Source organism: Kitasatospora sp. NPDC058032, from assembly GCF_042885845.1.
Taxonomy (GTDB): domain Bacteria; phylum Actinomycetota; class Actinomycetes; order Streptomycetales; family Streptomycetaceae; genus Kitasatospora.
Genome location: NZ_JBHVRK010000005.1, coordinates 48,567 through 73,236 on the forward strand (window position 1 = coordinate 48,567; position 24,670 = coordinate 73,236).

The 24,670-nt window shown below is 73.4% G+C and carries 26 protein-coding genes; 17 read left to right on the top strand and 9 right to left on the bottom strand.

What is annotated here, in order from left to right; genetic code table 11:
• Nucleotides 1–62: 62 nt before the first annotated feature.
• The 6 genes from ACFVUH_RS10250 (at nt 63) to ACFVUH_RS10275 (ending at nt 5,968) form a co-directional block, all read left to right on the top strand.
• Nucleotides 63–1,466: a cystathionine beta-synthase gene (locus ACFVUH_RS10250; RefSeq protein WP_387912385.1), complete on the top strand. Its 1,404-nt coding sequence runs from the start codon at nt 63–65 to the stop codon at nt 1,464–1,466.
• Between the two features lie 456 nt (nt 1,467–1,922).
• Nucleotides 1,923–2,261: a hypothetical protein gene (locus tag ACFVUH_RS10255; RefSeq protein WP_387912386.1), complete on the top strand. Its 339-nt coding sequence runs from the start codon at nt 1,923–1,925 to the stop codon at nt 2,259–2,261.
• Nucleotides 2,262–2,430: 169 nt separating this feature from the next.
• Nucleotides 2,431–3,825: an Ig-like domain-containing protein gene (locus tag ACFVUH_RS10260; protein WP_387912387.1), complete on the top strand. Its 1,395-nt coding sequence runs from the start codon at nt 2,431–2,433 to the stop codon at nt 3,823–3,825.
• A 123-nt stretch (nt 3,826–3,948) separates the two neighbouring features.
• A complete protein-coding gene (locus ACFVUH_RS10265) occupies nt 3,949–4,509 on the top strand; it encodes a SigE family RNA polymerase sigma factor (protein ID WP_387912388.1) in 561 nt (186 codons plus the stop codon).
• A complete protein-coding gene (locus tag ACFVUH_RS10270) occupies nt 4,506–5,399 on the top strand; it encodes a hypothetical protein (RefSeq protein ID WP_387912390.1) in 894 nt (297 codons plus the stop codon). The genes ACFVUH_RS10265 and ACFVUH_RS10270 overlap by 4 nt, the downstream gene beginning before the upstream one ends.
• Nucleotides 5,400–5,467: 68 nt before the next feature.
• Nucleotides 5,468–5,968: a DUF1203 domain-containing protein gene (locus tag ACFVUH_RS10275; protein WP_387912392.1), complete on the top strand. Its 501-nt coding sequence runs from the start codon at nt 5,468–5,470 to the stop codon at nt 5,966–5,968.
• Nucleotides 5,969–5,986: 18 nt separating this feature from the next.
• Here ACFVUH_RS10275 and ACFVUH_RS10280 read toward each other — a convergent pair whose 3' ends face one another.
• Nucleotides 5,987–6,355 (bottom strand): cupin domain-containing protein, encoded by a 369-nt coding sequence (locus ACFVUH_RS10280; RefSeq protein WP_355375068.1) that lies wholly within the window; start codon nt 6,353–6,355, stop codon nt 5,987–5,989.
• A 112-nt stretch (nt 6,356–6,467) separates the two neighbouring features.
• A complete protein-coding gene (gene msrA / locus ACFVUH_RS10285) occupies nt 6,468–7,139 on the bottom strand; it encodes a peptide-methionine (S)-S-oxide reductase MsrA (protein ID WP_355375065.1) in 672 nt (223 codons plus the stop codon).
• A gap of 190 nt (nt 7,140–7,329) precedes the next feature.
• Between msrA and ACFVUH_RS10290 the strand changes: the two genes are divergently transcribed.
• The gene (locus tag ACFVUH_RS10290) at nt 7,330–8,484 is read left to right on the top strand and encodes a cystathionine gamma-synthase (protein WP_355375062.1); all 1,155 of its coding nucleotides are present in this window, start codon (nt 7,330–7,332) and stop codon (nt 8,482–8,484) included.
• 26 nt (nt 8,485–8,510) lie between these two features.
• Here the strand turns inward: ACFVUH_RS10290 and ACFVUH_RS10295 are convergent, their stop codons facing one another.
• A complete protein-coding gene (locus tag ACFVUH_RS10295; RefSeq protein ID WP_355375059.1) occupies nt 8,511–8,999 on the bottom strand; it encodes a MarR family transcriptional regulator in 489 nt (162 codons plus the stop codon).
• Nucleotides 9,000–9,121: 122 nt separating this feature from the next.
• On the opposite strand from ACFVUH_RS10295, the gene ilvA reads away from it, so the two are divergent.
• The 3 genes from ilvA to ACFVUH_RS10310 all read left to right on the top strand — a co-directional run bounded on the left by ilvA (nt 9,122) and on the right by ACFVUH_RS10310 (nt 12,314).
• Complete coding sequence (ilvA, locus tag ACFVUH_RS10300; protein ID WP_387912394.1) at nt 9,122–10,333, top strand: threonine ammonia-lyase; 1,212 nt, start codon at nt 9,122–9,124, stop codon at nt 10,331–10,333.
• A 78-nt stretch (nt 10,334–10,411) separates the two neighbouring features.
• Complete coding sequence (locus ACFVUH_RS10305; RefSeq protein WP_355375054.1) at nt 10,412–11,455, top strand: ATP-binding cassette domain-containing protein; 1,044 nt, start codon at nt 10,412–10,414, stop codon at nt 11,453–11,455.
• Between the two features lies 1 nt (nt 11,456).
• Complete coding sequence (locus ACFVUH_RS10310; RefSeq protein WP_387912397.1) at nt 11,457–12,314, top strand: ABC transporter permease; 858 nt, start codon at nt 11,457–11,459, stop codon at nt 12,312–12,314.
• An 80-nt stretch (nt 12,315–12,394) separates the two neighbouring features.
• Here ACFVUH_RS10310 and greA read toward each other — a convergent pair whose 3' ends face one another.
• Nucleotides 12,395–12,892, bottom strand: a complete 498-nt coding sequence (greA, locus tag ACFVUH_RS10315) for a transcription elongation factor GreA (RefSeq protein WP_355375048.1) — start codon at nt 12,890–12,892, stop codon at nt 12,395–12,397.
• A gap of 272 nt (nt 12,893–13,164) precedes the next feature.
• On the bottom strand, nt 13,165–13,575 hold the full coding sequence (locus ACFVUH_RS10320; protein ID WP_387912399.1) for a DUF4307 domain-containing protein: 411 nt from the start codon (nt 13,573–13,575) through the stop codon (nt 13,165–13,167).
• A 241-nt stretch (nt 13,576–13,816) separates the two neighbouring features.
• On the opposite strand from ACFVUH_RS10320, the gene mca reads away from it, so the two are divergent.
• The 4 genes from mca to ACFVUH_RS10340 all read left to right on the top strand — a co-directional run bounded on the left by mca (nt 13,817) and on the right by ACFVUH_RS10340 (nt 18,021).
• Nucleotides 13,817–14,722, top strand: coding sequence for a mycothiol conjugate amidase Mca (gene mca / locus ACFVUH_RS10325; protein ID WP_355375043.1), 906 nt, complete (start codon nt 13,817–13,819; stop codon nt 14,720–14,722).
• A gap of 49 nt (nt 14,723–14,771) precedes the next feature.
• The gene (locus tag ACFVUH_RS10330) at nt 14,772–14,963 is read left to right on the top strand and encodes a hypothetical protein (RefSeq protein WP_355375040.1); all 192 of its coding nucleotides are present in this window, start codon (nt 14,772–14,774) and stop codon (nt 14,961–14,963) included.
• A 42-nt stretch (nt 14,964–15,005) separates the two neighbouring features.
• Complete coding sequence (locus ACFVUH_RS10335) at nt 15,006–17,063, top strand: thioredoxin domain-containing protein (RefSeq protein WP_387912401.1); 2,058 nt, start codon at nt 15,006–15,008, stop codon at nt 17,061–17,063.
• 97 nt (nt 17,064–17,160) lie between these two features.
• Nucleotides 17,161–18,021, top strand: a complete 861-nt coding sequence (locus tag ACFVUH_RS10340; RefSeq protein ID WP_387912403.1) for a GNAT family N-acetyltransferase — start codon at nt 17,161–17,163, stop codon at nt 18,019–18,021.
• 68 nt (nt 18,022–18,089) lie between these two features.
• Here the strand turns inward: ACFVUH_RS10340 and ACFVUH_RS10345 are convergent, their stop codons facing one another.
• Complete coding sequence (locus ACFVUH_RS10345) at nt 18,090–19,022, bottom strand: hypothetical protein (protein ID WP_355375027.1); 933 nt, start codon at nt 19,020–19,022, stop codon at nt 18,090–18,092.
• A 287-nt stretch (nt 19,023–19,309) separates the two neighbouring features.
• Here ACFVUH_RS10345 and ACFVUH_RS10350 point away from each other — a divergent pair, with 287 nt between their 5' ends.
• The gene (locus tag ACFVUH_RS10350; RefSeq protein ID WP_387912405.1) at nt 19,310–19,957 is read left to right on the top strand and encodes a papain-like cysteine protease family protein; all 648 of its coding nucleotides are present in this window, start codon (nt 19,310–19,312) and stop codon (nt 19,955–19,957) included.
• Between the two features lie 8 nt (nt 19,958–19,965).
• A complete protein-coding gene (locus ACFVUH_RS10355; protein ID WP_387912407.1) occupies nt 19,966–20,835 on the top strand; it encodes a hypothetical protein in 870 nt (289 codons plus the stop codon).
• Nucleotides 20,836–20,918: 83 nt separating this feature from the next.
• Here ACFVUH_RS10355 and ACFVUH_RS10360 read toward each other — a convergent pair whose 3' ends face one another.
• On the bottom strand, nt 20,919–21,575 hold the full coding sequence (locus ACFVUH_RS10360) for a TetR family transcriptional regulator (protein ID WP_355369901.1): 657 nt from the start codon (nt 21,573–21,575) through the stop codon (nt 20,919–20,921).
• An 8-nt stretch (nt 21,576–21,583) separates the two neighbouring features.
• A complete protein-coding gene (locus ACFVUH_RS10365) occupies nt 21,584–23,185 on the bottom strand; it encodes an MFS transporter (RefSeq protein ID WP_355369903.1) in 1,602 nt (533 codons plus the stop codon).
• A gap of 308 nt (nt 23,186–23,493) precedes the next feature.
• Here ACFVUH_RS10365 and ACFVUH_RS10370 point away from each other — a divergent pair, with 308 nt between their 5' ends.
• Entirely contained in the window at nt 23,494–24,021 is a 528-nt protein-coding gene (locus ACFVUH_RS10370; protein ID WP_387912408.1) for a hypothetical protein, read from the top strand.
• On the opposite strand, the gene ACFVUH_RS10375 is transcribed toward ACFVUH_RS10370, so the two are convergent.
• A complete protein-coding gene (locus tag ACFVUH_RS10375) occupies nt 23,992–24,666 on the bottom strand; it encodes a hemolysin III family protein (protein ID WP_380680162.1) in 675 nt (224 codons plus the stop codon). The two genes, ACFVUH_RS10370 and ACFVUH_RS10375, sit on opposite strands and share 30 nt — an antisense overlap.
• Nucleotides 24,667–24,670 lie beyond the last annotated feature (4 nt).

Here is a 24,670-nt window from a genome sequence, read left to right on the forward strand (position 1 = left end):
GGTACGGCCTACGCTTTGCAGTACCGAAAGCCACTGCATGCCCACAGACCGGGAGGACCCCCGTGCGGTACCACAACTCGATCATCGACCTGGTCGGCAACACGCCGCTGGTCAAGCTGAACAAGGTCACCGAGGGGATCAGCGCCACGGTGCTCGCCAAGGTCGAGTACTTCAACCCCGGTGGCTCGGTGAAGGACCGCATCGCGATGCGCATGATCGAGGCGGCCGAGGCCTCCGGCGCCCTCAAGCCCGGCGGCACCATCGTCGAGCCGACCTCCGGCAACACCGGCGTCGGCCTGGCGATCGTGGCCCAGCAGAAGGGCTACAAGTGCATCTTCGTGTGCCCCGACAAGGTCTCCACCGACAAGATCAACACGCTGCGCGCCTACGGCGCCGAGGTGGTCGTCTGTCCGACCGCCGTCGCACCGGAGCACCCGGACTCGTACTACAACGTCTCCGACCGCCTGGTCCGTGAGACCCCGAACGCCTGGAAGCCGGACCAGTACTCCAACCCGGACAACCCGGCCTCGCACTACCACTCCACCGGTCCGGAGCTGTGGGAGCAGACCGGCGGCCGGATCACCCACTTCGTGGCGGGCGTCGGCACCGGCGGCACCATCTCCGGTACCGGCAACTACCTGAAGGAGGTCTCCGGCGGCAAGGTCAAGGTGATCGGCGCCGACCCGGAGGGCTCGGTCTACTCCGGCGGCACCGGCCGGCCGTACCTGGTCGAGGGCGTCGGTGAGGACTTCTGGCCGACCGCCTACGACCGCGCCGTCGCGGACGGGATCGTCGCCGTCTCCGACAAGGACTCCTTCCAGATGACCCGCCGCCTGGCCAAGGAGGAGGGCCTGCTGGTCGGCGGCTCCTGCGGCATGGCGGTCGTCGCCGCGCTGGAGGTCGCCCGCGGGCTCGGCCCGGACGACGTCGTCGTGGTGCTGCTGCCGGACGGCGGCCGCGGCTACCTGTCGAAGATCTTCAACGACGACTGGATGGCCGACTACGGCTTCCTGCCGTCCGCCACCGACGAGGCGCACATCGGCGAGGTGCTGGCCCGCAAGGACGCCATCGAGCACGAGGGCATCCCGCAGTTCGTCCACATGCACCCCAACGAGACGGTCTCCGAGGCGGTCCGGGTGCTGCGCGAGTACGGCGTCTCGCAGATGCCGGTGGTCTCGCCGGGCGCCGGCCACCCCGACATCATGGCCGGCGAGGTGATCGGCTCGGTGGTGGAGAAGCTGCTGCTGGAGGGCGTCTTCGCGGGCGACATCCAGCTGACCGACACGCTGGACAAGGTGATGTCCAAGCCGCTGCCGGTGGTCGGCTCGGGCGAGACCGTCACCAACCTGATGACGGTGCTGGAGAAGGCCGACGCCGCGGTGGTGCTGGTGGAGGGCAAGCCGGAGGGCATCGTGACCCGCCAGGACCTGCTGGGCTTCCTGACCGGCAGCCGCGCCGGCCACTGAGTCCGGGGCACGGCCGCCGACCCCGACCCGGCGGCCGCGGACCTGCGGGGCGGAGGTTCCGTTTCCGGGCGAACTGGTACACCGGCGTCATCTCCGTGCAGCACGGGCTTAACACGGCTGCGGCATCGTTGTGCTCACGGCAAGACGCCGAGCGAGACGGCGGTGACCGACCGGGAGCGGCTCCCCGGCGGCGCGGCCGTCTCGGGCACGACGGCCGGTCCTGATCCGGTCGGTGGTGTCCCTGCCCGCGGAGGCGCCGTCGTCCCGCCCCGGTCCGGCTCCGGCCGGCTGCCAGGGGGTGGCGGCTCCCGGGCGACCGCGCCGCTTGGCGCGTCTCCGTGGCTCCCGGGTGGGGGAGCCCCGCGGAGGCGGCGGGCCCGGTCCCCTCTCCGGAGGGGGCCGGGCCCGCCCACGTCCGCGCCGTCGGCAGGGCCGGTTTCCCGTAGTCTCACTGGCATGACCAGCACTGACACGACCGGCCAGGACGACGCGCGCTACGTCCGGCTCAGCATCGAGCTCATCGCCGAGATCACCGACGAGGGTGCCCTCAAGGCGGCGGCCCTCCAGCAGGTGGCCGCCGACGAGTACCTCGACGACGAGGAGCGCGCGCAGTCCGTCGAGGCCATCGAGGTGGACCCGTCCGGCTCGCTCGCCCACTTCATCGACCCGCTGGCGCTTCTCGGCGACGTCCCGGGGGTCGAGCTCGCCTCGGCGACCTGGGAGTCGGCGAAGACCGACTTCGACCCGGAGAGCGACGAGTGGGACGAGTACGCGGTGGAGGAGTCCGCCGAGTAGGGCCTGCCCGTCACCGCCCGTGAATGCCCGGTTCCGCTCGCGAACCGGGCATTTGTCCATATTTGGCGCCGCGTTTCGGATTCTCGTACGATCGCAAGCCGTTGGTGATGGAACCGTGAACGCACAAAGTGCGTTTCTGTATCCGTAATGCCCGGATGATCAGCAGGGAGTGGGCGACGTGACGGCACGGGAAGGCCAGGGTCGAGGGACCGGCAGCAACTGGAGCCGGCGCGGTGTGCTGGCGGGCCTGATCGGTGCCCCGGTCCTGCTGCTCGCGGCCTGCAACGACACCAAGAGCACCGACAACGGCGCCGGCAGCGGCCCCGGTACCGGCGGCAACGGCGGATCGGGCGGATCGGGCGGATCGGGCGGATCGGGCGGCACGGGCGGCGACACCGGCGGTGCCGGCGGTACGGCCACCGGCAGCCCGCAGCCCGCAGCCAGTGCCACCAGCACCCCCAGCTCGACCCCCACCCCGACCCCCAAGGTCTCGGCCGCCGTGATCACGGTGACCCCGGCCGACGGCGCCGCCGCCGCCAGCTTCAGCGAGCCGGTCCGGGTCGCCGTCGCCGGCGGCACCTTCAGCACGGTCAAGGTCGCCGACTCCACCGGCAAGGCGCTGGCCGGCCAGCTGTCCGCCGACGGCACGCTCTGGACCTCCGCCGCCGCCCCGGCCAGTGGTACCAAGTACAGCGTGTCCGCGGTCGCCTTCGACAAGGAGAAGCTGGAGGCCGACGCCAACGCCGTCTTCACCACGGCGACCCCGGCCAACACCTTCGTCGGCTACTTCACCCCCGAGGACGGCTCGGTCGTCGGCGTCGGCATGCCGGTCTCGATCAACTTCAGCAAGCCGGTCACCGACCGCAAGGCCGTCCAGCAGGCGATCACCGTGATAGCCGAGCCGGGCGTCGAGATCGTCGGGCACTGGTTCTCCAGCACCCGCCTCGACTTCCGGCCGCAGCAGTACTGGGCCAAGGGCACCAAGGTGACCGTCAAGCTCCGGCTGAAGGACGTCCAGGGCGCCAAGGGCGTCTACGGCACCCAGTCCAAGGACGTCCGCTTCACCATCGGCCGGGCGCAGACCAGCGTCGCCGACCTCGCCGCCAAGAAGCTCACCGTCACCACGGACGGCCAGGTCAGCGCCGTCTACGCGATCTCCGGCGGCTCGCCCGAGTTCCGCACCTGGGGCGGCAAGATGGTGATCACCGAGCAGTACCAGCAGACCCGGATGAACTCCCAGACCGTCGGCCTCGGCAGCGAGTACGACATCCCCGACGTGCCGCACGCCCAGCGGCTCAGCACCTCCGGCACCTTCATCCACGGCAACTACTGGTCCCCGGCCTCGACCTTCGGCAGCCAGAACACCAGCCACGGCTGCGTCGGCCTGCGCGACGTCAAGGGCGGCCAGGACGCGAGCGCGGACGGCTACAAGTTCTTCAAGAGCTCCATGGTCGGCGACGTGGTCGAGGTCGTGAACTCCGGCGACAAGACCGTGCTGCCGTCCAACGGCCTCAACGGCTGGAACATGGGCTGGGCCGACTGGAAGGCCGGCAGCGCGATCTGACGCCTCCCACCGGGCCGTCGTGGGGCCCGGCGCGATTCCCGCTGCGGTCCGGAGCGGAACTCCCGCCGGAACTCCCGCGCGGGGCGACAGAACCTCCGCCGCCCCCCGAGGAGTCAGGGGGGTGTGAAACGCGAGCAGAGAGAGCGCCTGGATGCAGAGTTCAGCGCCTTCGTGGTCGGCGTCGGACCCCAGCTGAGCAGGCTGGCCGAACTGCTGACCGGTGACCCGCACCGGGCCCGGGACGTCGTGCAGTCCGCGCTGGAACGTGCCTACCTGCACTGGCCCCGGATCACCGCGAACGCGGACGACCCGGCCGCCTACGTGCGGCGGATCGTGGTCAACCAGCACCGCGACTGGTGGCGGCGGCTGCGCAACCGCGAGTTGCCCACCGACCGCGCGCCCGAGCGGCCGGGACCGGTGGACCTCGCCGAGCAGCAGGCCCAGCGGGCGCTGCTGCACCAGGCGCTCGCCACCCTGACTCGGCGCGAGCGGACCGTCGTGGTGCTGCGGTACTACGCGGACCTGAGCGAGGCCGAGACCGCCGCCGAACTGGGCATCGCGCCCGGGACGGTCAAGTCCACCCTGCACCAGGCGCTGTCGAAGCTGCGTGCACGCCCCGAGCTCGCCGACCGCACCGGCGGTCCGGCGGGCCACGACCCGAGTGACATCGAGGTGGCGGTATGAGCGACGGCACGAGTTTCGAACGGCGGCTCGACGAGCTGCTCAAGCAGGAGGGCCGGACGGCTGCTCCCGAGCCGGTGACGGTGATTGCCGGGGCGCGCCGGCGCGGGGCCCGGCGCAGGGTCGGCGCGGGGGCGGCCGCGCTGGCCGTGGCGGTGATCGTCGGCGGCACGACGCTGACACTGGGGGACGGTCGGTCGGGCGGGGTGGTGACGGCGGCGGGGGCACCGACGGCCGTCGGGCTGCCTGGCGTCAGCCCGCTGCCTGACCTGGGCACCCCCATCCCGGTCGACGGGCCGGCGCCCGCACGTGTGTCGCCCGTCGCGCCGGAGGCGTCCGGGCCCGGCGAGCAGCCCGGTGCCCGGCCGAAGCAGTGGCCGGACTCGCCGGTCAAACGGGTGGCGCCCGGCGAGCGGGTCGCCATCGTCGACGGCTTCCGGATGAGCGTCACCGCGACCGAGTCCTGCGTCGAGCAGGGGGAGAGTGTCGTCGGTGCGGGGGGCAGACCGCTCGGCTGCCGAGACGCGACCAGTGACAACCTTGACCACAGCCGGCCCACCATCACCGCGCAGAGCGCCGGTGGCAGGGAACGGACCGTGGTGACCGGAATGTACCTGGGCCCGGTGGCGCCGGCCCGGATCGTGGTCGAACTCAAGGGCGCGCAGGTCATCGCCACCCTGGTCACCACTCCCGGGATGAAGGGCTGGACCGCCTACTACGCGGTTGTCCCCGGCGTCGTCCTCTCGCCCTCCGGTCCGAACGGGCCCAGCGGTTCCGCCGCCGTCGCGGCCTGGGCGGCCGACGGGACGAGGCTCGCGGACCTGATCGATCCACGTAGGCCGGACCCCTGGGCCACCGTCGGCAGCGGGACGGGTACGCCGTCCGCGGGCTGACAGCCCGGGGCGAACGCGATGGCCGAAATCCGCCGGACTCGCGGTGGCCCGGGCGGGAGGGTGGGGGCATGACGACAACCTCCACCGCCCCGTCCGTGCTCACCGTCCGGCCGATCGACCCGGCCGTCCACCGCGACCTGCTGGAGCGCGACGACGCCGGGCGGGCGCCCGTGCGGTCCGTCGACGAGGAGGGCGGCGCCCCGCTGCGCTGCTGCCTCAGCAGGGCGCGGGCCGGGGAGCGGATCGCCCTGGTGAGCTACGCGCCGCTGCGGCGCTGGGCCGCCGAGACGGGGGCCGAGCCCGGCCCGTACGACGAGGTCGGCCCGGTCTTCGTGCACGACGGCCCGTGCGCCGGCCCGGCCGGAGAGGGCTGGCCGGAGGGCTTCCACGGCGGCCGGCGGGTGGTGCGCGCGTACGGCCGGCGCGGGAACATCCTCGGCGGCGAGCTGGTCGTGCCGGAGACCGCCGAGACGGTCGCGGCGCGGCTGCTCACCGACCCGGAGGTGGCCGTGCTGCACGTGCGGGCGATGGACTTCGGGTGCTTCATGCACGAGGTCCGGCGGGGCTGACCGCCGCCGGCCGGGTGCTCACGAGCGCCGGGCGTAGTCGCCGAAGCCCTGCCAGTCCACGACGACCATCGGCTCGTCGCCGATCACCCAGGCGTCGTGGCCGGGCGGGCAGAGCATGAAGTCGCCGGGACCGAACTCGGCCGCCTCGCCGTCGTCCATGACGATCTTCATGCGGCCGGAGACGACGTAGCCGACGTGGGCCGCCTGGCAGCTGTCGGTCTTGGCGATCGGCTTGACGTGCTCGGACCACTTCCAGCCGGGCTGGAAGACCGCCCGGCCGACGGCTCCGCCGTCCAGGTTGACCAGGCGCAGCTCGCCCTTGTCCGCCTCGAACGGGCGGATCTCCTCGGGATCGGTGTCGAAGTTCCTGCGGATGAGACCGGCCATGAGGTGCTCCTCGGGACAGGGGCGGCCCCGTCACCAGGGACGGTGACGCGGCCGCCCTACCGGTCCTTCCAGTCTGCGCCCGCGGGGCCGGGGCAGGGAACCCTGAGTGACCTCAGCCCTCGGCGCCCGTGCGGGCCACCCCGATCGGGCAGCTCGCGCCGGTGCCGCCGAGGCCGCAGTAGCCGTTCGGGTTCTTGGCGTCCGAGAGGTACTGCTGGTGGTACGGCTCGGCCGGGTAGAACGGGCCGGCCGGGGCGATCTCGGTGGTGACCGGGCCGAGGCCGAGCGCGGTCAGCGCCGGCTGGAAGGCGTCCCGGGTGGCGGTCGCGGCGGCGGCCTGGGCCGGGGAGTGGGTGTAGACCGCGGAGCGGTACTGGGTGCCCACGTCGTTGCCCTGGCGGTTGCCCTGGGTCGGGTCGTGCGCCTCCCAGAAGGTCTTCAGCAGCCGCTCGTAGGAGACCACCGCGGGGTCGTACACCACCCGGACCGCCTCGGTGTGCCCGGTCAGGCCGCTGCACACCTCCTCGTACGTCGGATTCGGGGTGTGGCCGCCCTGGTAGCCGACCAGCGTCGTCCAGACGCCGGGCAGCCGCCAGAACGTCCGCTCGGCGCCCCAGAAGCACCCCAGGCCGAAGTCCGCGACCTCAAGACCCTCGGGGTACGGGCCGGTCAGCGGGTGACCGAGCACGGTGTGCGGCTCGCGCAGGGTGAACGCCGGGGCCGGGCGGCCGGGCAGGGCCTGGTCGGCGGGGACGAGCGAGGTCTTGTGGCGGTTGAACAGCACGGCCTGCTCCAACGGGTTCGGGGAGTGTTGCGCAGGTTCCAACGCGGCCGGACGGCCGGGGATTCCGGGCGCCCCACGGTGTCCCCCGGGCGACGTCCCGACGGCGTCCCGACGGTGCCCCGGTGCCGCTCCGGCGGGGCGCCCGCGTCTCGCGGACGGCACCCGGCGGTTCGCCGACTACGCTCGGAGCATGACCGAGCACCAGCTTCCCCAGGGCTTCGAGACCCTCGCCATCCACGCGGGTCAGGAAGCAGACCCCCAGACCGGGGCCGTCGTCACGCCGATCTACCAGGTGTCCACCTACAAGCAGGACGGGGTGGGCGGCCTGCGGGGCGGTTACGAGTACAGCCGCAGCGCCAACCCGACCCGTACCGCGCTGGAGGAGTGCCTCGCCGCGCTGGAGGGCGGCTCCCGCGGCCTCGCCTTCGCCTCCGGCCTCGCCGCCGAGGACACCCTGCTGCGCACCGTCCTCAAGCCGGGCGACCACATCGTCATCCCCAACGACGCCTACGGCGGCACCTTCCGGCTCTTCGCCAAGGTGCTGACCCGCTGGGGCGTCGAGTTCTCGGTGGCCAACACCCAGGACCTCGCCACCGTGCGCGAGGCGCTGCGCCCCAACACCCGCGCGGTCTGGGTGGAGACCCCGTCCAACCCGCTGCTGGGCATCACCGACCTGGCCGCGCTGGCCGAGATCGCGCACGGCGCCGGCGCGCTGCTGGTGGTCGACAACACCTTCGCCAGCCCCTACCTGCAGCAGCCGATCGCGCTCGGCGCCGACGTGGTCGTGCACTCGACCACCAAGTACATGGGCGGCCACTCGGACGTGGTCGGCGGCGCCCTGGTGATCGCCGAGGCGGGCCTCGGCGAGGAGGTCGCCTACCACCAGAACGCGATGGGCGCGGTCTCCGGCCCGTTCGACGCCTGGCTGGTGCTGCGCGGCATCAAGACCCTCGGCGTGCGGATGGACCGGCACAGCTCGAACGCCGAGAAGGTCGCCGAGCTGCTCGCGAGCCACCCCAAGGTCAGCCAGGTGCTGTACCCGGGCCTGGCCGAGCACCCCGGCCACGACATCGCCGCCAAGCAGATGAAGGCCTTCGGCGGCATGGTGTCGTTCCGGGTGAACGGCGGCGAGGAGGCGGCGGTCGAGGTCTGCAACCGGGCGCAGCTCTTCACCCTCGGCGAGTCGCTGGGCGGCGTGGAGTCGCTGATCGAGCACCCGGGCCGGATGACCCACGCCTCGGTCGCCGGTTCGGCCCTGGAGGTGCCGGCCGACCTGGTGCGCGTCTCCGTCGGCATCGAGTCGATCGACGACCTGCTGGCCGACCTCAAGCAGGCGCTGGGCTGAGGCCCTGCCCGGGCCCGGGCGGCGCGCTAGGCGCCGCCCGCGCCCTGCCGGCCCGCCGTGTACTCCTCCATGGAGTGGTTGAAGCGGGCCAGCAGGGCGCAGAACGCCCGCTGTTCCTCGGGTGGCCAGCCGGCCACCAGCCGGCGGGTCAACTCGGCTCTCCCGGCCCGCACTTCGGACAGGCGTCCGGCGCCGAGCGGGGTCAGCGCGAGCCGGACGGCGCGCCGGTCGGCCGGGTCCTGCACCCGGCCGACCAGGCCGGCCGCGACCAGCGGGGCGACCTGCCGGGTGACGGTGGAGGAGTCGACACCCAGGGCGTCGGCCAGCGCCTTGACGTTGGCGGGGCCGAGCCGCTCCAGCCGTTCGAGCAGCAGGTAGGCCGCGCGGACCAGGGCGGCCACCCCGTCGGATCCGCGGACCTGTTCCATACGGCGGGCGAACACCGCCAGCTGGTACTGGAGTTGGGTGTGCACGGGTTCGGTGAGGTCGGTGGCCTGGGGCGAGGTCGTCGTCATCGCGGCTCACGATCGTCGTGCGGTGAGGAAGGCTCAGGAGCAGCAGCGTACGCGGGCCGGGCGGGCCCGGGAACAGGGCCGACGTCCCCGAACCACGTGTCGCGAGACTCTAGGCTGCTGTCATGCACAGCTGGCCGATCACCCTCGACGACGTCCGCGGCGCCCAGAAGATGCTCGCCGGGATCGCCCGGGTGACGCCTATGGAGAGCAGCCGCCACCTCTCCGCGCTGGTCGGTGCGCCGGTCCACCTGAAGTGCGAGAACCTCCAGCGCACCGGCTCGTTCAAGCTGCGCGGCGCCTACGTGCGGATCGCCGGCCTCTCGCCGGTGCAGCGGGCGGGCGGGGTGGTGGCGGCGAGTGCCGGGAACCACGCCCAGGGGGTGGCGCTGGCCGCCTCGCTGCTCGGGGTGCGCTCGACCGTCTTCATGCCGGTGTCCGCGCCGCTGCCGAAGATCGCGGCGACCCGGGAGTACGGCGCCGAGGTGCGGCTGCACGGGGCGACCGTCGACGAGGCGCTGCGGGCGGCGCAGCGCTTCGCGGAGGCGGGCGGCGCGGTCTTCATCCACCCGTTCGACCACCGGGACGTCGTGATCGGGCAGGCCACCGTCGGGCTGGAGATCCTGGAGCAGTGCCCCGAGGTGCGGACCGTGCTGGTCGGGGTGGGCGGCGGCGGCCTGCTGGCCGGGATCGCGGCGGCGGTCAAGCCGCTGCGGCCGGACGTGTGGGTGATCGGGGTGCAGGCGGCGGCCGCAGCCGCGTACCCGCCCTCGCTGGCGGCGGGGCACCCGGTCTCGCTGGAACGGTTCGCCACGATGGCGGACGGGATCATGGTCGGCCGGCCGGGGGACGTCCCGTTCGAGATCGTCAGCACCCTGGCGGACGGCGTGCGGACGGTCTCCGAGGACTCGCTGTCCCGGGCCCTGCTGCTGGGGCTGGAGCGGCTGAAGCTGGTGGTGGAGCCGGCCGGGGCGGCCCCGGTCGCGGCGCTGCTGGAGCGGCCGGACTCCTTCGAGGGGCCGGTGGTGGCGGTGCTGTCCGGCGGCAACATCGACCCGCAGCTGATGCAGCGGGTGCTGCGGCACGGTCTGGCGGCGGCCGGCCGGTACCTGTCGCTGCGGGTGCGGCTGGCCGACCGGCCGGGCGCGCTGGCGGGTCTGCTGGCGGTGCTGACCCGGGTGGACGCCAATGTGCTGGACGTGGCGCACGTGCGGGTCGATCCGCAGCTGGGGCTGACCGAGGTGGAGGTGGACCTGCACCTGGAGACCAAGGGGCCGGAGCACTGCGCGGCGGTGCTCGGCGAACTGCGGGGCGCGGGGTACGTGGTCTCCCGGTAGGCCCGAACGGGGGATCCGGGGCAGAGTGGGACGGAGTACGCAGTTCCGCCCGTTCCTCCGAGGAGATGAGGCAGGCCCATGGCGCCAGCCATCCAAGCCGAGAACCTGGTCAAGACCTTCGGTGACGTACGAGCCCTGGACGGTGTCAGCCTCGACGTCCCCGAGGGCACGGTGCTCGGGCTGCTGGGCCCGAACGGTGCCGGCAAGACCACCACCGTGCGCGTGCTCACCACGCTGCTCCAGCCCGACTCCGGCGGTGCGACGGTGGCCGGCGTCGACGTCCTCAAGCACCCGAACCGCGTCCGCAGCCTGATCGGCCTCTCCGGGCAGTACGCGGCGGTCGACGAGTACCTCACCGGCTTCGAGAACCTCCAGATGGTCGGCGAGCTGTACCAGATGCCGGCCCGTGCGGCGAAGGCCAGGGCGCTCGAACTGCTGGAGTGGTTCAACCTCACCGAGGCCAAGGACCGCACCGCCAAGACCTACTCCGGCGGCATGCGCCGACGCCTGGACCTCGCCGCGGCGCTGGTCGTCCGCCCGCCGGTGATGTTCCTGGACGAGCCCACCACCGGCCTCGACCCGCGCAACCGGCTCGCCCTGTGGGAGGTCATCGAGACGCTGGTCGAGCAGGGCACCACGCTGCTGCTCACCACCCAGTACCTGGAGGAGGCCGACCGGCTCGCCCACGACATCGCCGTGGTCGACCACGGCAGGGTGATCGCGCGCGGCACCGCCGACCAGCTCAAGGCGCAGATCGGCGGCGAGCGGATCGAGGTCGTGGTGCAGCGGCCCGACCTGGTCGGCGAGGCGCTCGCGGCGCTCTCCGCCCACGCGCTCGGCGAGCCGGCCGTGGAGAAGAACACCCGGCGGATCACCGTCCCGGTCAGCGGCGGCGCCCGGGTGCTCGCCGACGTGATCCGCGAGCTGGACGCCCGCTCGATCCAGATCGACGACATCGGCCTGCGCCGGCCGACCCTGGACGACGTCTTCCTCTCGCTCACCGGCCACCACACCGAGACCGAGGACGAGGACGGCGCCGCCGGGGGCAAGGGTCGCGGGCGGGGCGGCGGCTCCGGTTCCGGCACCGGCAAGCAGGCGGTTCCGGCCGGGAAGGAGGTCTGAGATGGCCACCGCGACCGAGCACGCCATCGGCGGGGCGGTACCCAAGCAGCGCCGGGGCGTGGACGCCGTGCGGCACGACTCCTGGGTGGTCGCCCGGCGCAACCTGCGCCGGATGACCCGGATCCCCGAGATCCTGGTGTTCGGCCTGATGCAGCCGGTCATGTTCGTGCTGCTGTTCTCGTACGTCATGGGCGGCGCGATCAAGATCCCCGGGGCGCAGTCCAGCTCCTCGGCGTACATCCAGTTCCTGATGGCGGGCATCTTCGCCCAGACCGTCACCTTCGCGGTGGCCGGCGCCTCGGCGGGCATCGCCGAGGACATGTCCAAGGGGCTGGTCGACCGGTTCCGCTCGCTGCCGATGGCCCGCTCGGCGGTGCTGGTCGGCCGCACCCTGGCCGACCTCTGCCAGACCGCGTTCATCCTGGTGGTGCTGGCCCTGGTGGCGCTGCTGGTCGGCTGGCGGATCCACAACGGGCTGCTGTCCGCGCTGGGCGCGTTCGGGCTGCTGCTCCTGCTCGGCTACGCCTTCTCCTGGATCGGCGCGCTGATCGGCCTGTCGGTGCGCAGCCCGGAGGCGGCCACCTCGGCCGGGCTGATCTGGCTCTTCCCGCTGACCTTCGTCTCCAACGCCTTCGTGCCGGTCAGCTCGATGCCGGGCTGGCTGCAGGGGGTCGCCTACTGGAACCCGTTCAGCGCCACCGTGCAGGCCTGCCGCAACCTGTTCGGCAACCAGGTGGGCCCGGTGGACGACGTGTGGCCGATGCAGCACGCCGAGCTGGTGTCGGTGCTCTGGTCGGTGGTGATCACCGCGGTGTTCTCCTGGCTGTCGGTGCGCAAGTACCGCTCCTCCACCCGCTGACCGGCGGCCCGGACGCGTGCGGGCGGACGCGCGAAGGCGGCCGCGGGAATCCGCGGCCGCCTTCGGCGTGTCGGGGGTGATCAGCCGGCGTAGGGCTTGACCTCGACGATCCTGACCATGGCCTGCTTGCCGTTCGGCAGCTCGTAGGTCGCCTCGTCGCCGATCGTCTTGCCGTCGATCGCGCGGCCCAGCGGCGACTGCGGCGAGTAGATGTCCAGGTCGTCGTCGCCGACCTCGCGCGAGCCCAGCAGGAACTTCATGGTGTCGTCCTCGTCGCCGTCGAAGGCGACCGTCACGACCATGCCCGGGGCCACCACACCGGAGTCCGCCGGGGCCTCGCCGACCTTGGCGCGCTCCAGGATCTGGGTGAGCTGGCGGATCCGCAGCTCGTACTTGCCCTGCTCCTCCTTGGCGGCGTGATAGCCGGCGTTCTCCTTGAGGTCACCCTCCTCGCGCGCGGCCTCGATCTTCTGCGCGATCTCGATCCGCCAGGGGCCGGTCAGGTGATCCAGCTCGGCCTTGAGCTGGTCGTAGCCGGACTGAGTGAGCCAGGTCACGTTCTCGCTGGTCTGGGTCACGGGTGCTCCTCGTAGGTGCTGGGGCTGTGCTGAGGGTGTGAGTCGTCAGCGTGTTGAGTGGTGCTGATATCGGTCTTAACTACAAAGCAACGCCCGCTCCCGTACCAGCTGGTGCGGAAGGGGCGAAACCACGAGCCTAACAACTCCTGCCGACAAGCGGGAGGGTCGTTGGCGTTCCATTGACGACAGCGTTGCGCCGAGGTGTACAGGATCGGTGGGCCGGGCTCCCCTACGGATGCCCGTTCCCCTGCGCGAATATGCCTGCCGTGCGGTTACTTGGGCGTACAGCCCAGCAGCTCGGCGGTGGTGCCGCGGGCGGTGGTCCGCAGACTGACCACCGCGTCGTACTCGGAGCCCTCCGCCGGGACGGCGAAGTCGGCCACCCCGACCACCGCGCCGTCCTCGCCCTGCGAGCGGACGGTGCAGCTGCCGGCCGTGCCGTCGCTCTTGCGCACCGCCAGGTGCAGCTGGAGCTCGGTGTCGGAGAGCGCCTGGAAGGTCGGCACGGTGCCGTTGATCTTCGTCTCGCGGATCAGGTAGGAGCCGCCCAGCCAGACGATCAGGCCCAGCATCACCACCGCGCAGACCGCGCCGACCACCTTGAGCCGGCGGTCGCTCTCGCGGTCGCCGCGACGCCCGTAGCGGTCCTCGGGAAGCTGCGGGGTCCGGGTGCCGGCGCTCATGGGGCTCAGTCCTCTCGTGGGGAGGGGGCCGCGCGGGTGGTACGGGGGAATGCGGTGCTCCTCCAGTCCGTCACTATAGGAGGGGCACGCCCGCGGCCGGTCCGGCGGGGGCGGGCTCGGCCGTGTCGGCGCCCCGCGCGGCGGCCGGTCCCGCGGTCACGCGGCCCCGAGAGCGGCTCAGACGGTGGGCAGACCGGCTTGCGCGGTACGCCCGGACATTTTTGTGGAAGGAACGCACGCGTTGACTGAGCAGTTGCGACTGATGGCGGTGCACGCCCACCCGGACGACGAGTCCAGCAAGGGCGCGGCGACCATGGCCATGTACGTCGACCACGGGGTGGACGTGCTGGTGGCCACCTGCACCGGGGGGGAACGCGGTTCGGTCCTCAACCCGAAGCTGCAGGGCAAGCCGGAGATCGAGGAGAACATCCACGAGGTCCGGCGCAAGGAGATGGACGAGGCCCGCGCGATCCTCGGGATCAAGCAGGCCTGGCTGGGTTTCGTGGACTCGGGCCTGCCGGAGGGCGACCCGCTGCCCCCGCTGCCCGAGGGCTGCTTCGCCCTGCAGGACGTCAAGGAGGCGGCCGAACCGCTGGTCCGCCTCATCCGGGAGTTCAAGCCGCAGGTCATCACGACCTACGACGAGAACGGCGGCTACCCGCACCCCGACCACATCATGACCCACAAGATCACCATGCTCGCCTTCGACGCCGCCGGCGACCCCGACGCGTACCCCGAGGCCGGCGAGCCCTGGCAGCCGCTGAAGCTGTACTACAACCACGGCTTCCCGATGGGCCGGATCCGCGCCCTGCACACGTACCTGTCCGAGAACGGCCACGAGTCCCCCTACGGCGAGTGGATCGCCGGCTGGGAGAAGAGCGGCCGCGCGGAGCGCGAGATCACCACCCGGGTCCGCTGCGACGACTGGTTCGAGACCCGGGACCGCGCGCTGATCGCGCACGCCACCCAGATCGACCCGGACGGCCCGTGGTTCCGCGTCCCGCTGGAGGTCCAGCGCACGGTCTGGCCCACCGAGGACTACGAGCTCGCCCGTACCCTGGTCGACGTGGACCTGCCGGAGGACGACCTGTTCGCCGGCCTGCGCACCCCCAGCCTGACGGCCGAGTCGGCCGACACGCGGGACTGAAGCACCCCCCGACGGCCCGGCTCCCCGTGAGCCGGGCCACCATAGAGATATGAGTGCCCCCGTGAACCTCACCCACCTCGCCGCCCAGCTCGCCGTCGACGACGCCAAGGTCACCCCCGGCCTGCTGGGCTTCCTCGTCTTCGCCGCCCTCGGCGTGGCCACCTGGTTCCTGGCCAAGTCGATGAACAAGCAGTTCAAGCGGGTGGACTTCGCCGAGGAGCCGGAGTCCCCGAAGGAGTGAGGCCGCGCCCCCTCCACCGCGCGGATGCGCAAGGATGGGGGCATGCCGAACCGCCTCGCCGACGCGACGTCGCCGTACCTGCAGCAGCACGCCGACAATCCGGTCGACTGGTGGCCCTGGGGGCCCGAAGCGTTCGAGGAGGCGGAGCGGCGCGGTGTGCCGGTGCTGCTGAGCGTCGGGTACGCCGCTTGTCACTGGTGCCATGTGATGGCGCACGAGTCGTTCGAGGACGAGGTCACCGCGGAGTACCTCAACGAGCGGTTCGTCGCGGTCAAGGTCGACCGGGAGGAGCGGCCGGACGTCGACGCCGTGTACATGGAGGCGGTGCAGGCGGCGACCGGGCAGGGCGGGTGGCCGATGACCGTCTTCCTGACGCCCGGCAAGGAGCCGTTCTACTTCGGGACCTACTTCCCGTCCGAGCCCCGGCACGGCATGCCGTCGTTCCGGCAGGTGCTGGAGGGCGTGCACGCCGCCTGGCGGGACCGGCGCGAGGAGGTCGGCGAGGTCGCCGCGCGGATCCGGGCCGACCTGGCCGAGCGGTCCTCCGTCTACGCGGTCGGCAGCGGGGTGCACCAGCCGCCGGGGGAGGCCGACCTGCACCAGGCGCTGGTCGCGCTCAGCCGCGACTTCGACCCGCGGCACGGCGGCTTCGGCGGGGCGCCGAAGTTCCCGCCGGCGATGGTGATCGAGTTCCTGCTGCGCCACCACGCCCGGACCGGCTCGCAGGCCGCACTGGAGATGGCCGTCCGCACCGGCGAGGCGATGGCCCGCGGCGGCATCCACGACCAGCTCGGCGGCGGCTTCGCCCGGTACGCGGTGGACGCCGGCTGGGTGGTGCCGCACTTCGAGAAGATGCTGTACGACAACGCGCTGCTGCTCCGTGCGTACCTGCACCTGTGGCGGGCTACCGGCTCGCCGCTGGCCCGGCGGGTCGCGCTCTCCACCGCCGACTTCCTGCTGCGCGAACTGCGCACCCCCGAGGGCGCGTTCGCCTCCGCGCTGGACGCCGACAGCCTCGACGAGGAGACCGGGGCCACCGCCGAGGGCGCCTACTACGTCTGGGAGCCGGGCCAGTTGGTCGACCTGCTCGGCCCCGCCGACGCGGCCACCGCCGCCCGGCTGTTCTCCGTCACCGCCGACGGCACCTTCGAGCACGGCAGCTCCGTCCTCCAACTCCTCGCCGACCCCGAGGACTTCGCCGAGTACGAGGCGATCAGGGAGCGGCTGCTGGCGGCCCGCGCGGCCCGCCCGGCGCCCGCCCGGGACGACAAGGTGGTCGCCGCCTGGAACGGCCTCGCCATCGCCGCGCTCGCCGAGACCGGCGCCCTGCTGGAGCGCCCCGACCTGGTCCGGGCCGCCGAGCGCGCCGCCGACCTGCTGCTCGCCGTCCACCTCACCCCCGAGGGCCGGCTGCTGCGGACCTCCCGGGACGGCCGCCCCGGCGCCAACGCGGGCGTGCTGGAGGACTACGCCGACACCGCCGAGGGCTTCCTCGCGCTGTACGCCGTCACCGGCGAGGCCGAGTGGCTCCAGCTGGCCGGCGGGCTGCTCGACACCGTGCTCAAGCACTTCGCCGACGAGGAGAGCGGCGCGCTGTACGACACCGCCGACGACGCCGAGGAGCTGATCCGGCGCCCGCAGGACCCGACCGACAACGCGACTCCGTCCGGCTGGACCGCCGCCGCGGCCGCGCTGCTCGGCTACGCCGCGTACACCGGCTCGGACCGCCACCGGACCGCCGCCGAGCGGGCGCTCGGCATCGTCGGGGCGCTCGCCTCGCGCGCGCCGCGGTTCATCGGCTGGGGCCTGGCCGCCGCCGAGGCAGTGGCCGACGGGCCGCGCGAGGTCGCGGTGATCGGCCCGGCCGGTGACCCCGGGACGGCGGCGCTGCACCGGGCCGCGCTGCTCGGCACCGCGCCCGGCGCCGTGGTCGCGTTCGGCGAGCCGGGCGCCGGCAGCGACGAGGTGCCGCTGCTGGCCGGCCGGCCGCTGGTCGACGGTGCGCCCGCCGCCTACGTCTGCCGGAACTTCGCCTGCGAGCTGCCGACCACCGACCCGGCGGCCCTCGCCGAGCGGCTGGGGGCGTCCGCGGTCGAGTAGGCCGAGTACGGCGGGAGGGCGGGAGGGCGGGCGGGCAGGCCGGGCCGGCCGGGTAAAAGCGGTGGTCGGCGCCGGGGGAGGCGGGGGAGGATGGGCCATGCCCTGGACTCTCAGTACCTCCCTCGACGACTTCCGCGCCCGGGCCGGCGGCTTCCTCGGCGCCAACCCGGCCGAGAACACCGTGCTGCTGACGATCACGGACCGGCTGGCGGCCCGCGGCCTCCACTACTACGGCGCCGGCGCGCCGGTGTTCGGCTGGTGGCGCCCCGAGCCGGACGGGCCGGTCGCCGGGGTGTTCCTGCAGACCCCGCCGTTCGCCCCGCGGCTGGGGCTGATGCCCGAGCGGGCGGCGGCCGAACTGGCCGTCGAACTCGCCGGAGCCTGGGCCGGGTTCACCGCGCTCGCCGGGGTCGGCGGCGGGGTGGCGGCGGTGCGGGCGTTCGGTGACGCGTGGGCCGGGGCCACCGGGGCCACCCCGACCGTCAAGACCGAGGAGCGCCTCTACCGGCTCGGCGAGCTGACCGACCCGCCGCGCCCGCCGGCCGGTCGCCCCCGGCTCGCCGGGGCGGCGGACCGCGAGCTGCTGATCCGCTGGTTCGACGCGTTCGCGGCCGAGGTGGACATCCGGATCCCCGACACGGCGATGGTGGTGGACGACCGGACCGCCGGCGGCCAGCTGCACCTGTGGGAGGACGGTGGCCGGCCGGTCGCGGTGGCCGGGGCCAGCGCGGTCGTCGCCGGGATGTCCCGGATCGGCCCGGTCTACACGCCGCGCGAGGCCCGCGGCCGGGGCTACGCCAGCGGCGTCACGGCCGCCGCCTCGGCCGCCGCCCTGGCCGACGGGGCCGCGGAGGTGCTGCTGTACACGGACCTCTCCAACCCGACCAGCAACTCGATCTACCAGCAGATCGGCTACCGGCCGGTGGAGGACTGTCTGGAGCTGGCCTTCGGCGGCTGACCGCGACCGACGGCGGCCGACGACGACCGGCGAAGACCCGGAACCCACGCCCCGGGCATCGGCCGGGGCTACTCCCAGTCCCAGCCGATGCCCAGGATGCAGGGCCCGACGGCGGTGGCGACCAGGTGCACGCAGCGGTGGCCGTCGAGGGTCAGCTCCTCGCTCTCGTAGGGCTTCTCCTCGGGCGAGCGGCGGGCGAAGCGGTGGCAGCGCACGGGCAGCGCGGCCGGGTGGAAGGTGATCTGGAGGACGTACTGCCCCGCGCCCGAGTGGAAGCCGCGGAGGTACTCGCAGCTGGGCTCGGGTGCCGGGGCGTCGTCGAAGCCGTAGCCGAGCAGATGGGTGTCGCCCGCGCGCAGCCGCCGGTCCAGCAGGAGTTCGGCGATCAGCAGGTCGTGGGCCTGGTCGCGGCGGATGCGGCCGGGGCGGCAGTTCTCCTCGGCGCGGACGCCGACCCGGGTGATGTCGCTGCCGGGGTCGCCCTGGTGGATGGCGAGGTAGCGGTCGATGCCGTCGCGGTGGGCGCGCAGGGCGTGCTGGGAGTCGCGGCGCCGGAGCCGGCGGTCAGCTCCGATCCGGATCCGCTCGATGTGGGTGATGGTGTGCAGCCCGCTGTCGCGCGGGCCGGCCAGCTCGGCGAGCAGGTCGTCGACGGCGGTGGGCGGGGTGATGAGGTCGCGGTAGGGGCGGACGGGCGGGCCGGCCGGGGCGGTGGGGGCGGCCCGCCGGGGGCCGAGCAGCCGGGTGAGGGAGTGCGCGGGGAGGTCCAGGACCTTCTCCAACTCCCGGACCGCGCGCAGCGATTCGGCCCGTTCGGGGCGGCGGCGGCCCTGCTGCCAGTAACTGAGGCTGGTCACCCCGATGTGGACGCCGCGTTGCGCGAGGTGGTCGCGGATGCGGTGCAGGGCGAGGCCGCGGGCGGCGATGGCGGTGCGCAGGGCGAGGTCGAAGGGGCCGGTGCGCAGCGCGGTGACGAGGTCGGGTCGGTCGGTCCGCTGCATGCGGCCTCCTCGGATGGCGGGGCGGTGGGGGCGGCCCGGCGGGGCCCGTGCGGTGGGCCCGGGTCGTGAATGTTCACATGTGGAGGGGGGTTTGTCACCGGTCCTGACGCTCCCGGCGGGGGTTCCGGGGCCGGCGTTCACAGCGGGGCGGGCCCGTTCACACCCGGACGGGCGGGGCCCGAGGGCCGTTGACCGGCCATGTCAACAGCGCGATGCTCGGTGACGCGATCCGGACCGCACCCCCACACCTCTCGACTCCTCTGCCTGCCGCAAGGAGGCCATCCCCCATGTCCGTCACACGGATACGCCTGCGCCGCGCCGTCTCGGTGCTCGCGCTCGGCGTCCTCGGCCCGGCGCTCAGCGCCGCGGCCGTCACCCCCGCCCAGGCCGCTCCCGCGGCCCCCCTGCCGCGGGTCAGGCCCGCCGCCGCGGGCGCCACGGCCGATCTGGCCGGCACCTACAAGACGCTCGACATCACCATGCAGCAGCAACAGCAGACCAACTGGTGCTGGGCGGCGAGCGGCAACACCATCGCCACCTTCTACGGCTACAACTACAGCCAGAACCAGTTCTGCAACGCCGCGTTCGGCCGCTCCGGCAGCTCGGCCTGCCCCAACAGCCAGGCCACGCTGGGCGATGTGCAGAACGGCCTGAGCCGGATCGGGATCAGCCCGGGCTCGTACGTCACCGGCTACCTGCGCTACAGCACGGTGCAGACCGAGGTGAACGCCGACCGGCCGGTCGAGACCCGGATCCAGTGGAGCTCCGGCGGCGGCCACATGCACGTCGTGTACGGGTACGACACCGGCAACAACTGGGTCTACTGGGGCGACCCGTGGCCGTCCAACTACCGCTACAACTGGGCGGACTACACCTACTACGTGTCGAACGGCACGTTCTCCTGGACCCACTCCCTGTACCGGATCGGCGCGTGAGGGGCGACATGAGCAGCATGCAGAGGGCCGCGCTGGTCCGCGGCGCGGCGGCCGTCCTGCTCGCCGCCGGTCTGGGTCTGGCGCTCGCGCCGGCCGCGTCCGCCGCGGGTCCGGCCGGTGCGGTCGGCGGGTCCGGTGGCGCCGGGGTGCCCGAGCCGGTGCCGGCCGCGGAGCTGGCCGAGGCCCGCGGCGCGGTGCAGAACCCGGCCGTGCTCGACCAGGTGGGCCGCTTCTTCGCCCGCGAGGGCCTCCCGCCGACCGGCAGACTCGCCCCGGGGGCGGCCGAGAAGGCGGCGCCCGCCGCCACCGCACCCCGACTGGCCGGGGACACCGTGCCGGTGTACACGCTGGACGCCGCCTTCGTGTCCGGCACGCCGGGCGCCCCGGTGGCCCGGGCCGAGTTCACCGCGAGCCGGGTGGTGGCCGCCGACGGCCGGGTCGCCTCGGTCTGGACGGTGAAGCAGGGCGGCGGCTGGCGGGTCGTCAACATCGCCACCGGCGGCGACGAGGGCGACTTCGCGCAGCGGGCGGCGGAGGGCGGCGGCGGAACGGCGTTCCGCGAGCCGCAGATCAACGCCTGGTACGTGCTGCGCGACGGCCGGGTGCTGCCGCTGGACGACGAGGCGCGCCGTTCGGTGGGCGAGGCCGGGGTGAGCCTGGCCGCGTACCAGGGCCTGGTCCGGCAGCGGTACGGCGACAAGCTGCCCGGCTCGGCGTACGACCGGGCGGGCCGGGGCGGCGGCTACGAGCCCGCCGCCGAGCGGACGGCGGGCGGTACGGCGCTGCCGGCCGTGACGGCGGCCGCGGCCCTGGGCGCCACCGCGCTCGCGGGCGCGGGCGTGGCCCTGCGTCGGCGGACGGCCCTGCGGAACGGGTAGCCCGCAGACGTCGGAGCGCGGACGTCGGAGCGCGGACGACGGAGAGCGCACAGCGGACGGCGGGGCCCGCCGTCCGCCGCGTCCTACAGGCCGGCGAAGCCGTTCTCCAGGACGGCGAAGGTGCGGTCGACCAGGTCGGCGATGTCCTCGGCGCCCTCGGACTCGGCCCACTGCAGCACCGTCTCCGTCGTGGCCGCGGCGAGCGCGGTGGCGGCGATCCGCATCGTGAAGGTCGGCTCCGGGACGCCGGCCCGCCGGGTCAGCACGGTGAGGTAGAGCTGTCGCGGGTCGTTGGCGCTGTCCATCATCCGGGCGCGCAGCGCCGGGACGTCCCTGACCAGCCGCATCCGGACGAGCAGTTCCTCGCGCTCGTGCTCCAGCAGGTGCCGGATCATGCCGATGACGGCCTCCCGGCAGGAACGCAGAAACGGTTCGTCGGAAGGTCGGGCGAGCAGCGCCTCGATCATCGCCGGGTCGTACTCGTCGGTGAGGACGAGGTCCTCCTTGGTGGCGAAGTACCGGAAGAAGGTGGACGGGGAGATCTCGGCGGCGGCCGCGATCTGGTCCACCGTGGTGTTCTCGTACCCCTGTTCGGCGATCAGCCGGTACGCCTCGCGGCGGATGGTCTGGCGGGTCTTCAGCTTCTTCCGCTCGCGCAGCGACAGCGGCGCCTCCAGCATCACCTGGATCGGGTTGCCCGGTGCCGCCGGAGGTGCCGTCGCCGGCCGCGTTGCGTTCATGTCTTCGATTATCCGTGATCGGTCGCGGGCACCGGGCCGGTCTCCGGGACAGGAGGCCCGGCGGGCCCGGCCGGTTCGACGGCGGGCATCCGCACCGCGACCAGCACCGCCGACAGCACCGCGATCGCCCCGGAGACCAGCAGCACCACCGTCATCCCGTGCACATAGGCGCCGTGCGCGGAGGCGGCGAGCGCAGGGTCGCCGGCCGCGGCGGCGACCGCGTCGGCCGCGACCACCGACCGGCCGGCCTGGTCGGCCGCGCCAGCCGCCAGCCCGCCGGTGTCCAGCGCGCCCCGGTAGACGTTGGCGAGCAGGCTGCCGAAGACGGCCACCCCGATCGCCCCGCCGACCTGGCGGAAGGTCTGCAGCAGCCCGGAGCCGACCCCGGCCCGGGCGGGCGGCAGCGTGAGCAGCGCGGTGGCCTGCGCGGTGATCAGGGACAGGCCCATGCCGACCCCGAGCAGGGTGAGCCAGCCGGCGGCGAGGGCGTAGCCGTCGGAGACCTCCGTCCGGCTGCCGATGAGCAGGGCCGCGGCCAGCAGGGCCAGCCCCAGCACGATCACCGTCCGGGGGCTGCTGCGGGCGACCAGCTTGTCGCTGAGCCGGGCGGCCACCATCAGGCCGAGCATCATCGGCATCAGCCGCAGCCCGGTGCCGAAGGCGTCCGCGCCGAGCACGCTCTGGAAGTACAGCGGGAGCACGAAGAAGGCGCCGAACAGGACCAGCGAGACCAGCGTCGCGGCCACCGTCGACCAGCGGAAGGCGGCGTCGGCGAGCAGCGAGAGATCGAGCATCGGGGCCGACTGGCGCCGGCTGCGCAGGACCAGCAGGGTGAGCGCGACCAGCGCGCCGCCGACGGTGCCGAGCACCAGCGGGTCCGCCCAGCCGCGCTCGGGGCTCTCGATGATGCCGTAGGTGAGCGCGGCCAGTCCGCCGGCGCCGAGCAGGGTGGCGGGCACGTCGATCGGGGGCGCGATGGGGTTGCGGGTCTCCGGCAGCAGGAGGACGCAGGCGGCGATGCCGATGGCCACCAGCGGCAGGTTGATCACGAAGATCGCGCCCCACCAGTAGTGCTGGAGGATGAAACCGCCGATCAGCGGGCCGAGCGGGGTGCCGACGGCCAGCGAGGCGGCCAGGATCGCGGTGGCGCGCCGCTGCTCGCCGGGCGGGAAGAGGCCGGGGATCACCGCCATCGACATCGGCATCACCAGCGCGCCGGCCAGGCCCATCGCGGCGCGGGCGGCGATCAGCGTGGCCGGGCTGTCGGCCAGCATGCCGACCGCCGAGGCCAGGCCGAACAGGGCGAGGCCCAGGGTGAGCGTGAAGCGGCGGCCGAAGCGGTCGCCGATCAGCCCGGCGGGGAGCATCACGGCGGCGAAGACCACGGTGTAGGAGTCGACGATCCACTGCTGCTGCCCGGTGGTGGCCCCGAGCTGCGAGGCCAGCGTCGGCAGGGCGACGTTCAGCACCGTCATGTCGAGGCTGATCACCAGGACGCTCAGCGCGACCGCGACGAGCGCGAGCCAGCGCCGTGGGTCCGGGCCGGGCGGGGCCGCCCGGTCCTCGGCGGACGCCGGGGACGCGGTGGGCTCGACGGGCGGAGTTGGCACGGAAAACCTCCGGGGACCGGCAAAGGGAGTCTCTGTCAAATGACAGTAACTCTCAAAAGATGGCCGCCGTCAATGTCCGGAAGGCGTCAGCTTTGGTCACGCTCCGTGATGTGTCCTGGAAGTGCTCGTTCCGCACGGGGAATTGACGCAACGTTGATCTGTCGTTCGCCGCTTTCCGGCGGCTGCGAGTGACTGTCGGTAGATACGATGTGGCCGTCGGTCAGTGCGGACCGGCGCGTGCCGAGAGCGGAGAAGGGGTGGGGCGGCAGGGGCCGACCACGAGCCCGGCGCAGGAAGGAGAAGCCGTCATGGCCGTTCGGGAGTCGGGTGCCCAGATCTGGGGCGCCGCGGCGGTGGTGGGCTCGGCGCTGGCCGTGGTCGCGGCCTACCTGATCCACGGTGCCGCACTGGTGCTGGTGGTCGCCGGGGTCGAGGTGCTGCTGCTGATGGTCTACGTGGGGCGGCGCTGGCAGCTGCTCCATCAGGCGCCCGAGCCGGACCGCCGGTCGTCTCCGCGCGGGCAGCGCCCGCCCGCCGGCAGGGTGGACGCGGCGCACTGCGAGCGCTGCCGCCGGGCGCGGGAGGCGATCGACGCGCGCCAGGCCGGGCGGCCGGTCCGCGTCCCGCACACCCACGAGCGCCTCGACCGGCCGCGCGAGCGCCGGCACGACGGGACCCACGAGCGGGCCGCGTACGACCGCACGCCGCACGACCGGGCGCACGAGCACCCGGTCCGGGAGTGGACGGCGGAACGGGCGGCCGTCCGGTCGCACGACCGGCCGACCGCCCGTCACGGGGCGCCGGGCTCAGCCGGCCGCGCTGTAGGCCACCAGTGAGACCCCGACGTACTGCGTGATGAAGGCCCCGAGGGTGAAGGCGTGGAACACCTCGTGGAAGCCGAACCAGCGGGGTGAGGGGTTCGGCCGCTTGAGTCCGTACACCACGCCGCCGATGCTGTAGAGCACGCCGCCGACGATCATCAGCACCAGGACCGCGACGCCGCCGGTGTGCAGGAAGTCCGGCAGGAAGAACGCGGCGGCCCAGCCCAGCGCGAGGTACACCGGCGTGTAGAGCCAGCGCGGCGCGCCGACCCAGAAGACCCGGAAGGCTATCCCCGCCAGCGCGCCGCCCCAGACCGCCCAGAGCAGCACCTGCCGGGCGGCGCCGTCCAGCAGCAGGATGGTGAACGGGGTGTAGGTGCCCGCGATGATCAGGAAGATGTTCGCGTGGTCCAGCCGGCGCAGGATCGCGTCGCCGCGCGGGCCCCAGTGGAAGCGGTGGTAGACCGCGCTGACCCCGAACAGCAGCCAGGCGCTGACGGAGTAGATCGCGCACGCGATCCTCGCGGGGCCCGGTTCGGCCAGGCAGATCAGTACGATCCCGGCGGCCACCGTGGCGGGGAACATTCCGGCGTGCAGCCAGCCGCGCCACTTCGGCTTGTGCTCGGCACGCCCCGTGCTCTCCAGGAGCTCAGCAGTCATGAGC

What these genes read in the sequence shown, in the direction of transcription:
- ACFVUH_RS10375 (WP_380680162.1), bottom strand. Translation starts at nt 24,666, where the DNA reads ATGACTGCTGAGCTCCTGGAGAGCACGGGGCGTGCCGAGCACAAGCCG.
- ACFVUH_RS10320 (WP_387912399.1), bottom strand. Translation starts at nt 13,575, where the DNA reads ATGAGCGCCGGCACCCGGACCCCGCAGCTTCCCGAGGACCGCTACGGG.
- ACFVUH_RS10305 (WP_355375054.1), top strand. Translation starts at nt 10,412, where the DNA reads ATGGCGCCAGCCATCCAAGCCGAGAACCTGGTCAAGACCTTCGGTGAC.
- ACFVUH_RS10345 (WP_355375027.1), bottom strand. Translation starts at nt 19,022, where the DNA reads ATGCAGCGGACCGACCGACCCGACCTCGTCACCGCGCTGCGCACCGGC.
- ACFVUH_RS10350 (WP_387912405.1), top strand. Translation starts at nt 19,310, where the DNA reads ATGTCCGTCACACGGATACGCCTGCGCCGCGCCGTCTCGGTGCTCGCG.
- ACFVUH_RS10270 (WP_387912390.1), top strand. Translation starts at nt 4,506, where the DNA reads ATGAGCGACGGCACGAGTTTCGAACGGCGGCTCGACGAGCTGCTCAAG.
- ACFVUH_RS10275 (WP_387912392.1), top strand. Translation starts at nt 5,468, where the DNA reads ATGACGACAACCTCCACCGCCCCGTCCGTGCTCACCGTCCGGCCGATC.
- ACFVUH_RS10330 (WP_355375040.1), top strand. Translation starts at nt 14,772, where the DNA reads ATGAGTGCCCCCGTGAACCTCACCCACCTCGCCGCCCAGCTCGCCGTC.
- ACFVUH_RS10335 (WP_387912401.1), top strand. Translation starts at nt 15,006, where the DNA reads ATGCCGAACCGCCTCGCCGACGCGACGTCGCCGTACCTGCAGCAGCAC.
- ACFVUH_RS10360 (WP_355369901.1), bottom strand. Translation starts at nt 21,575, where the DNA reads ATGAACGCAACGCGGCCGGCGACGGCACCTCCGGCGGCACCGGGCAAC.
- ACFVUH_RS10295 (WP_355375059.1), bottom strand. Translation starts at nt 8,999, where the DNA reads ATGACGACGACCTCGCCCCAGGCCACCGACCTCACCGAACCCGTGCAC.
- ACFVUH_RS10340 (WP_387912403.1), top strand. Translation starts at nt 17,161, where the DNA reads ATGCCCTGGACTCTCAGTACCTCCCTCGACGACTTCCGCGCCCGGGCC.
- ACFVUH_RS10290 (WP_355375062.1), top strand. Translation starts at nt 7,330, where the DNA reads ATGACCGAGCACCAGCTTCCCCAGGGCTTCGAGACCCTCGCCATCCAC.
- ACFVUH_RS10280 (WP_355375068.1), bottom strand. Translation starts at nt 6,355, where the DNA reads ATGGCCGGTCTCATCCGCAGGAACTTCGACACCGATCCCGAGGAGATC.
- ACFVUH_RS10355 (WP_387912407.1), top strand. Translation starts at nt 19,966, where the DNA reads ATGAGCAGCATGCAGAGGGCCGCGCTGGTCCGCGGCGCGGCGGCCGTC.
- ACFVUH_RS10310 (WP_387912397.1), top strand. Translation starts at nt 11,457, where the DNA reads ATGGCCACCGCGACCGAGCACGCCATCGGCGGGGCGGTACCCAAGCAG.
- ACFVUH_RS10255 (WP_387912386.1), top strand. Translation starts at nt 1,923, where the DNA reads ATGACCAGCACTGACACGACCGGCCAGGACGACGCGCGCTACGTCCGG.
- ilvA (WP_387912394.1), top strand. Translation starts at nt 9,122, where the DNA reads ATGCACAGCTGGCCGATCACCCTCGACGACGTCCGCGGCGCCCAGAAG.
- ACFVUH_RS10370 (WP_387912408.1), top strand. Translation starts at nt 23,494, where the DNA reads ATGGCCGTTCGGGAGTCGGGTGCCCAGATCTGGGGCGCCGCGGCGGTG.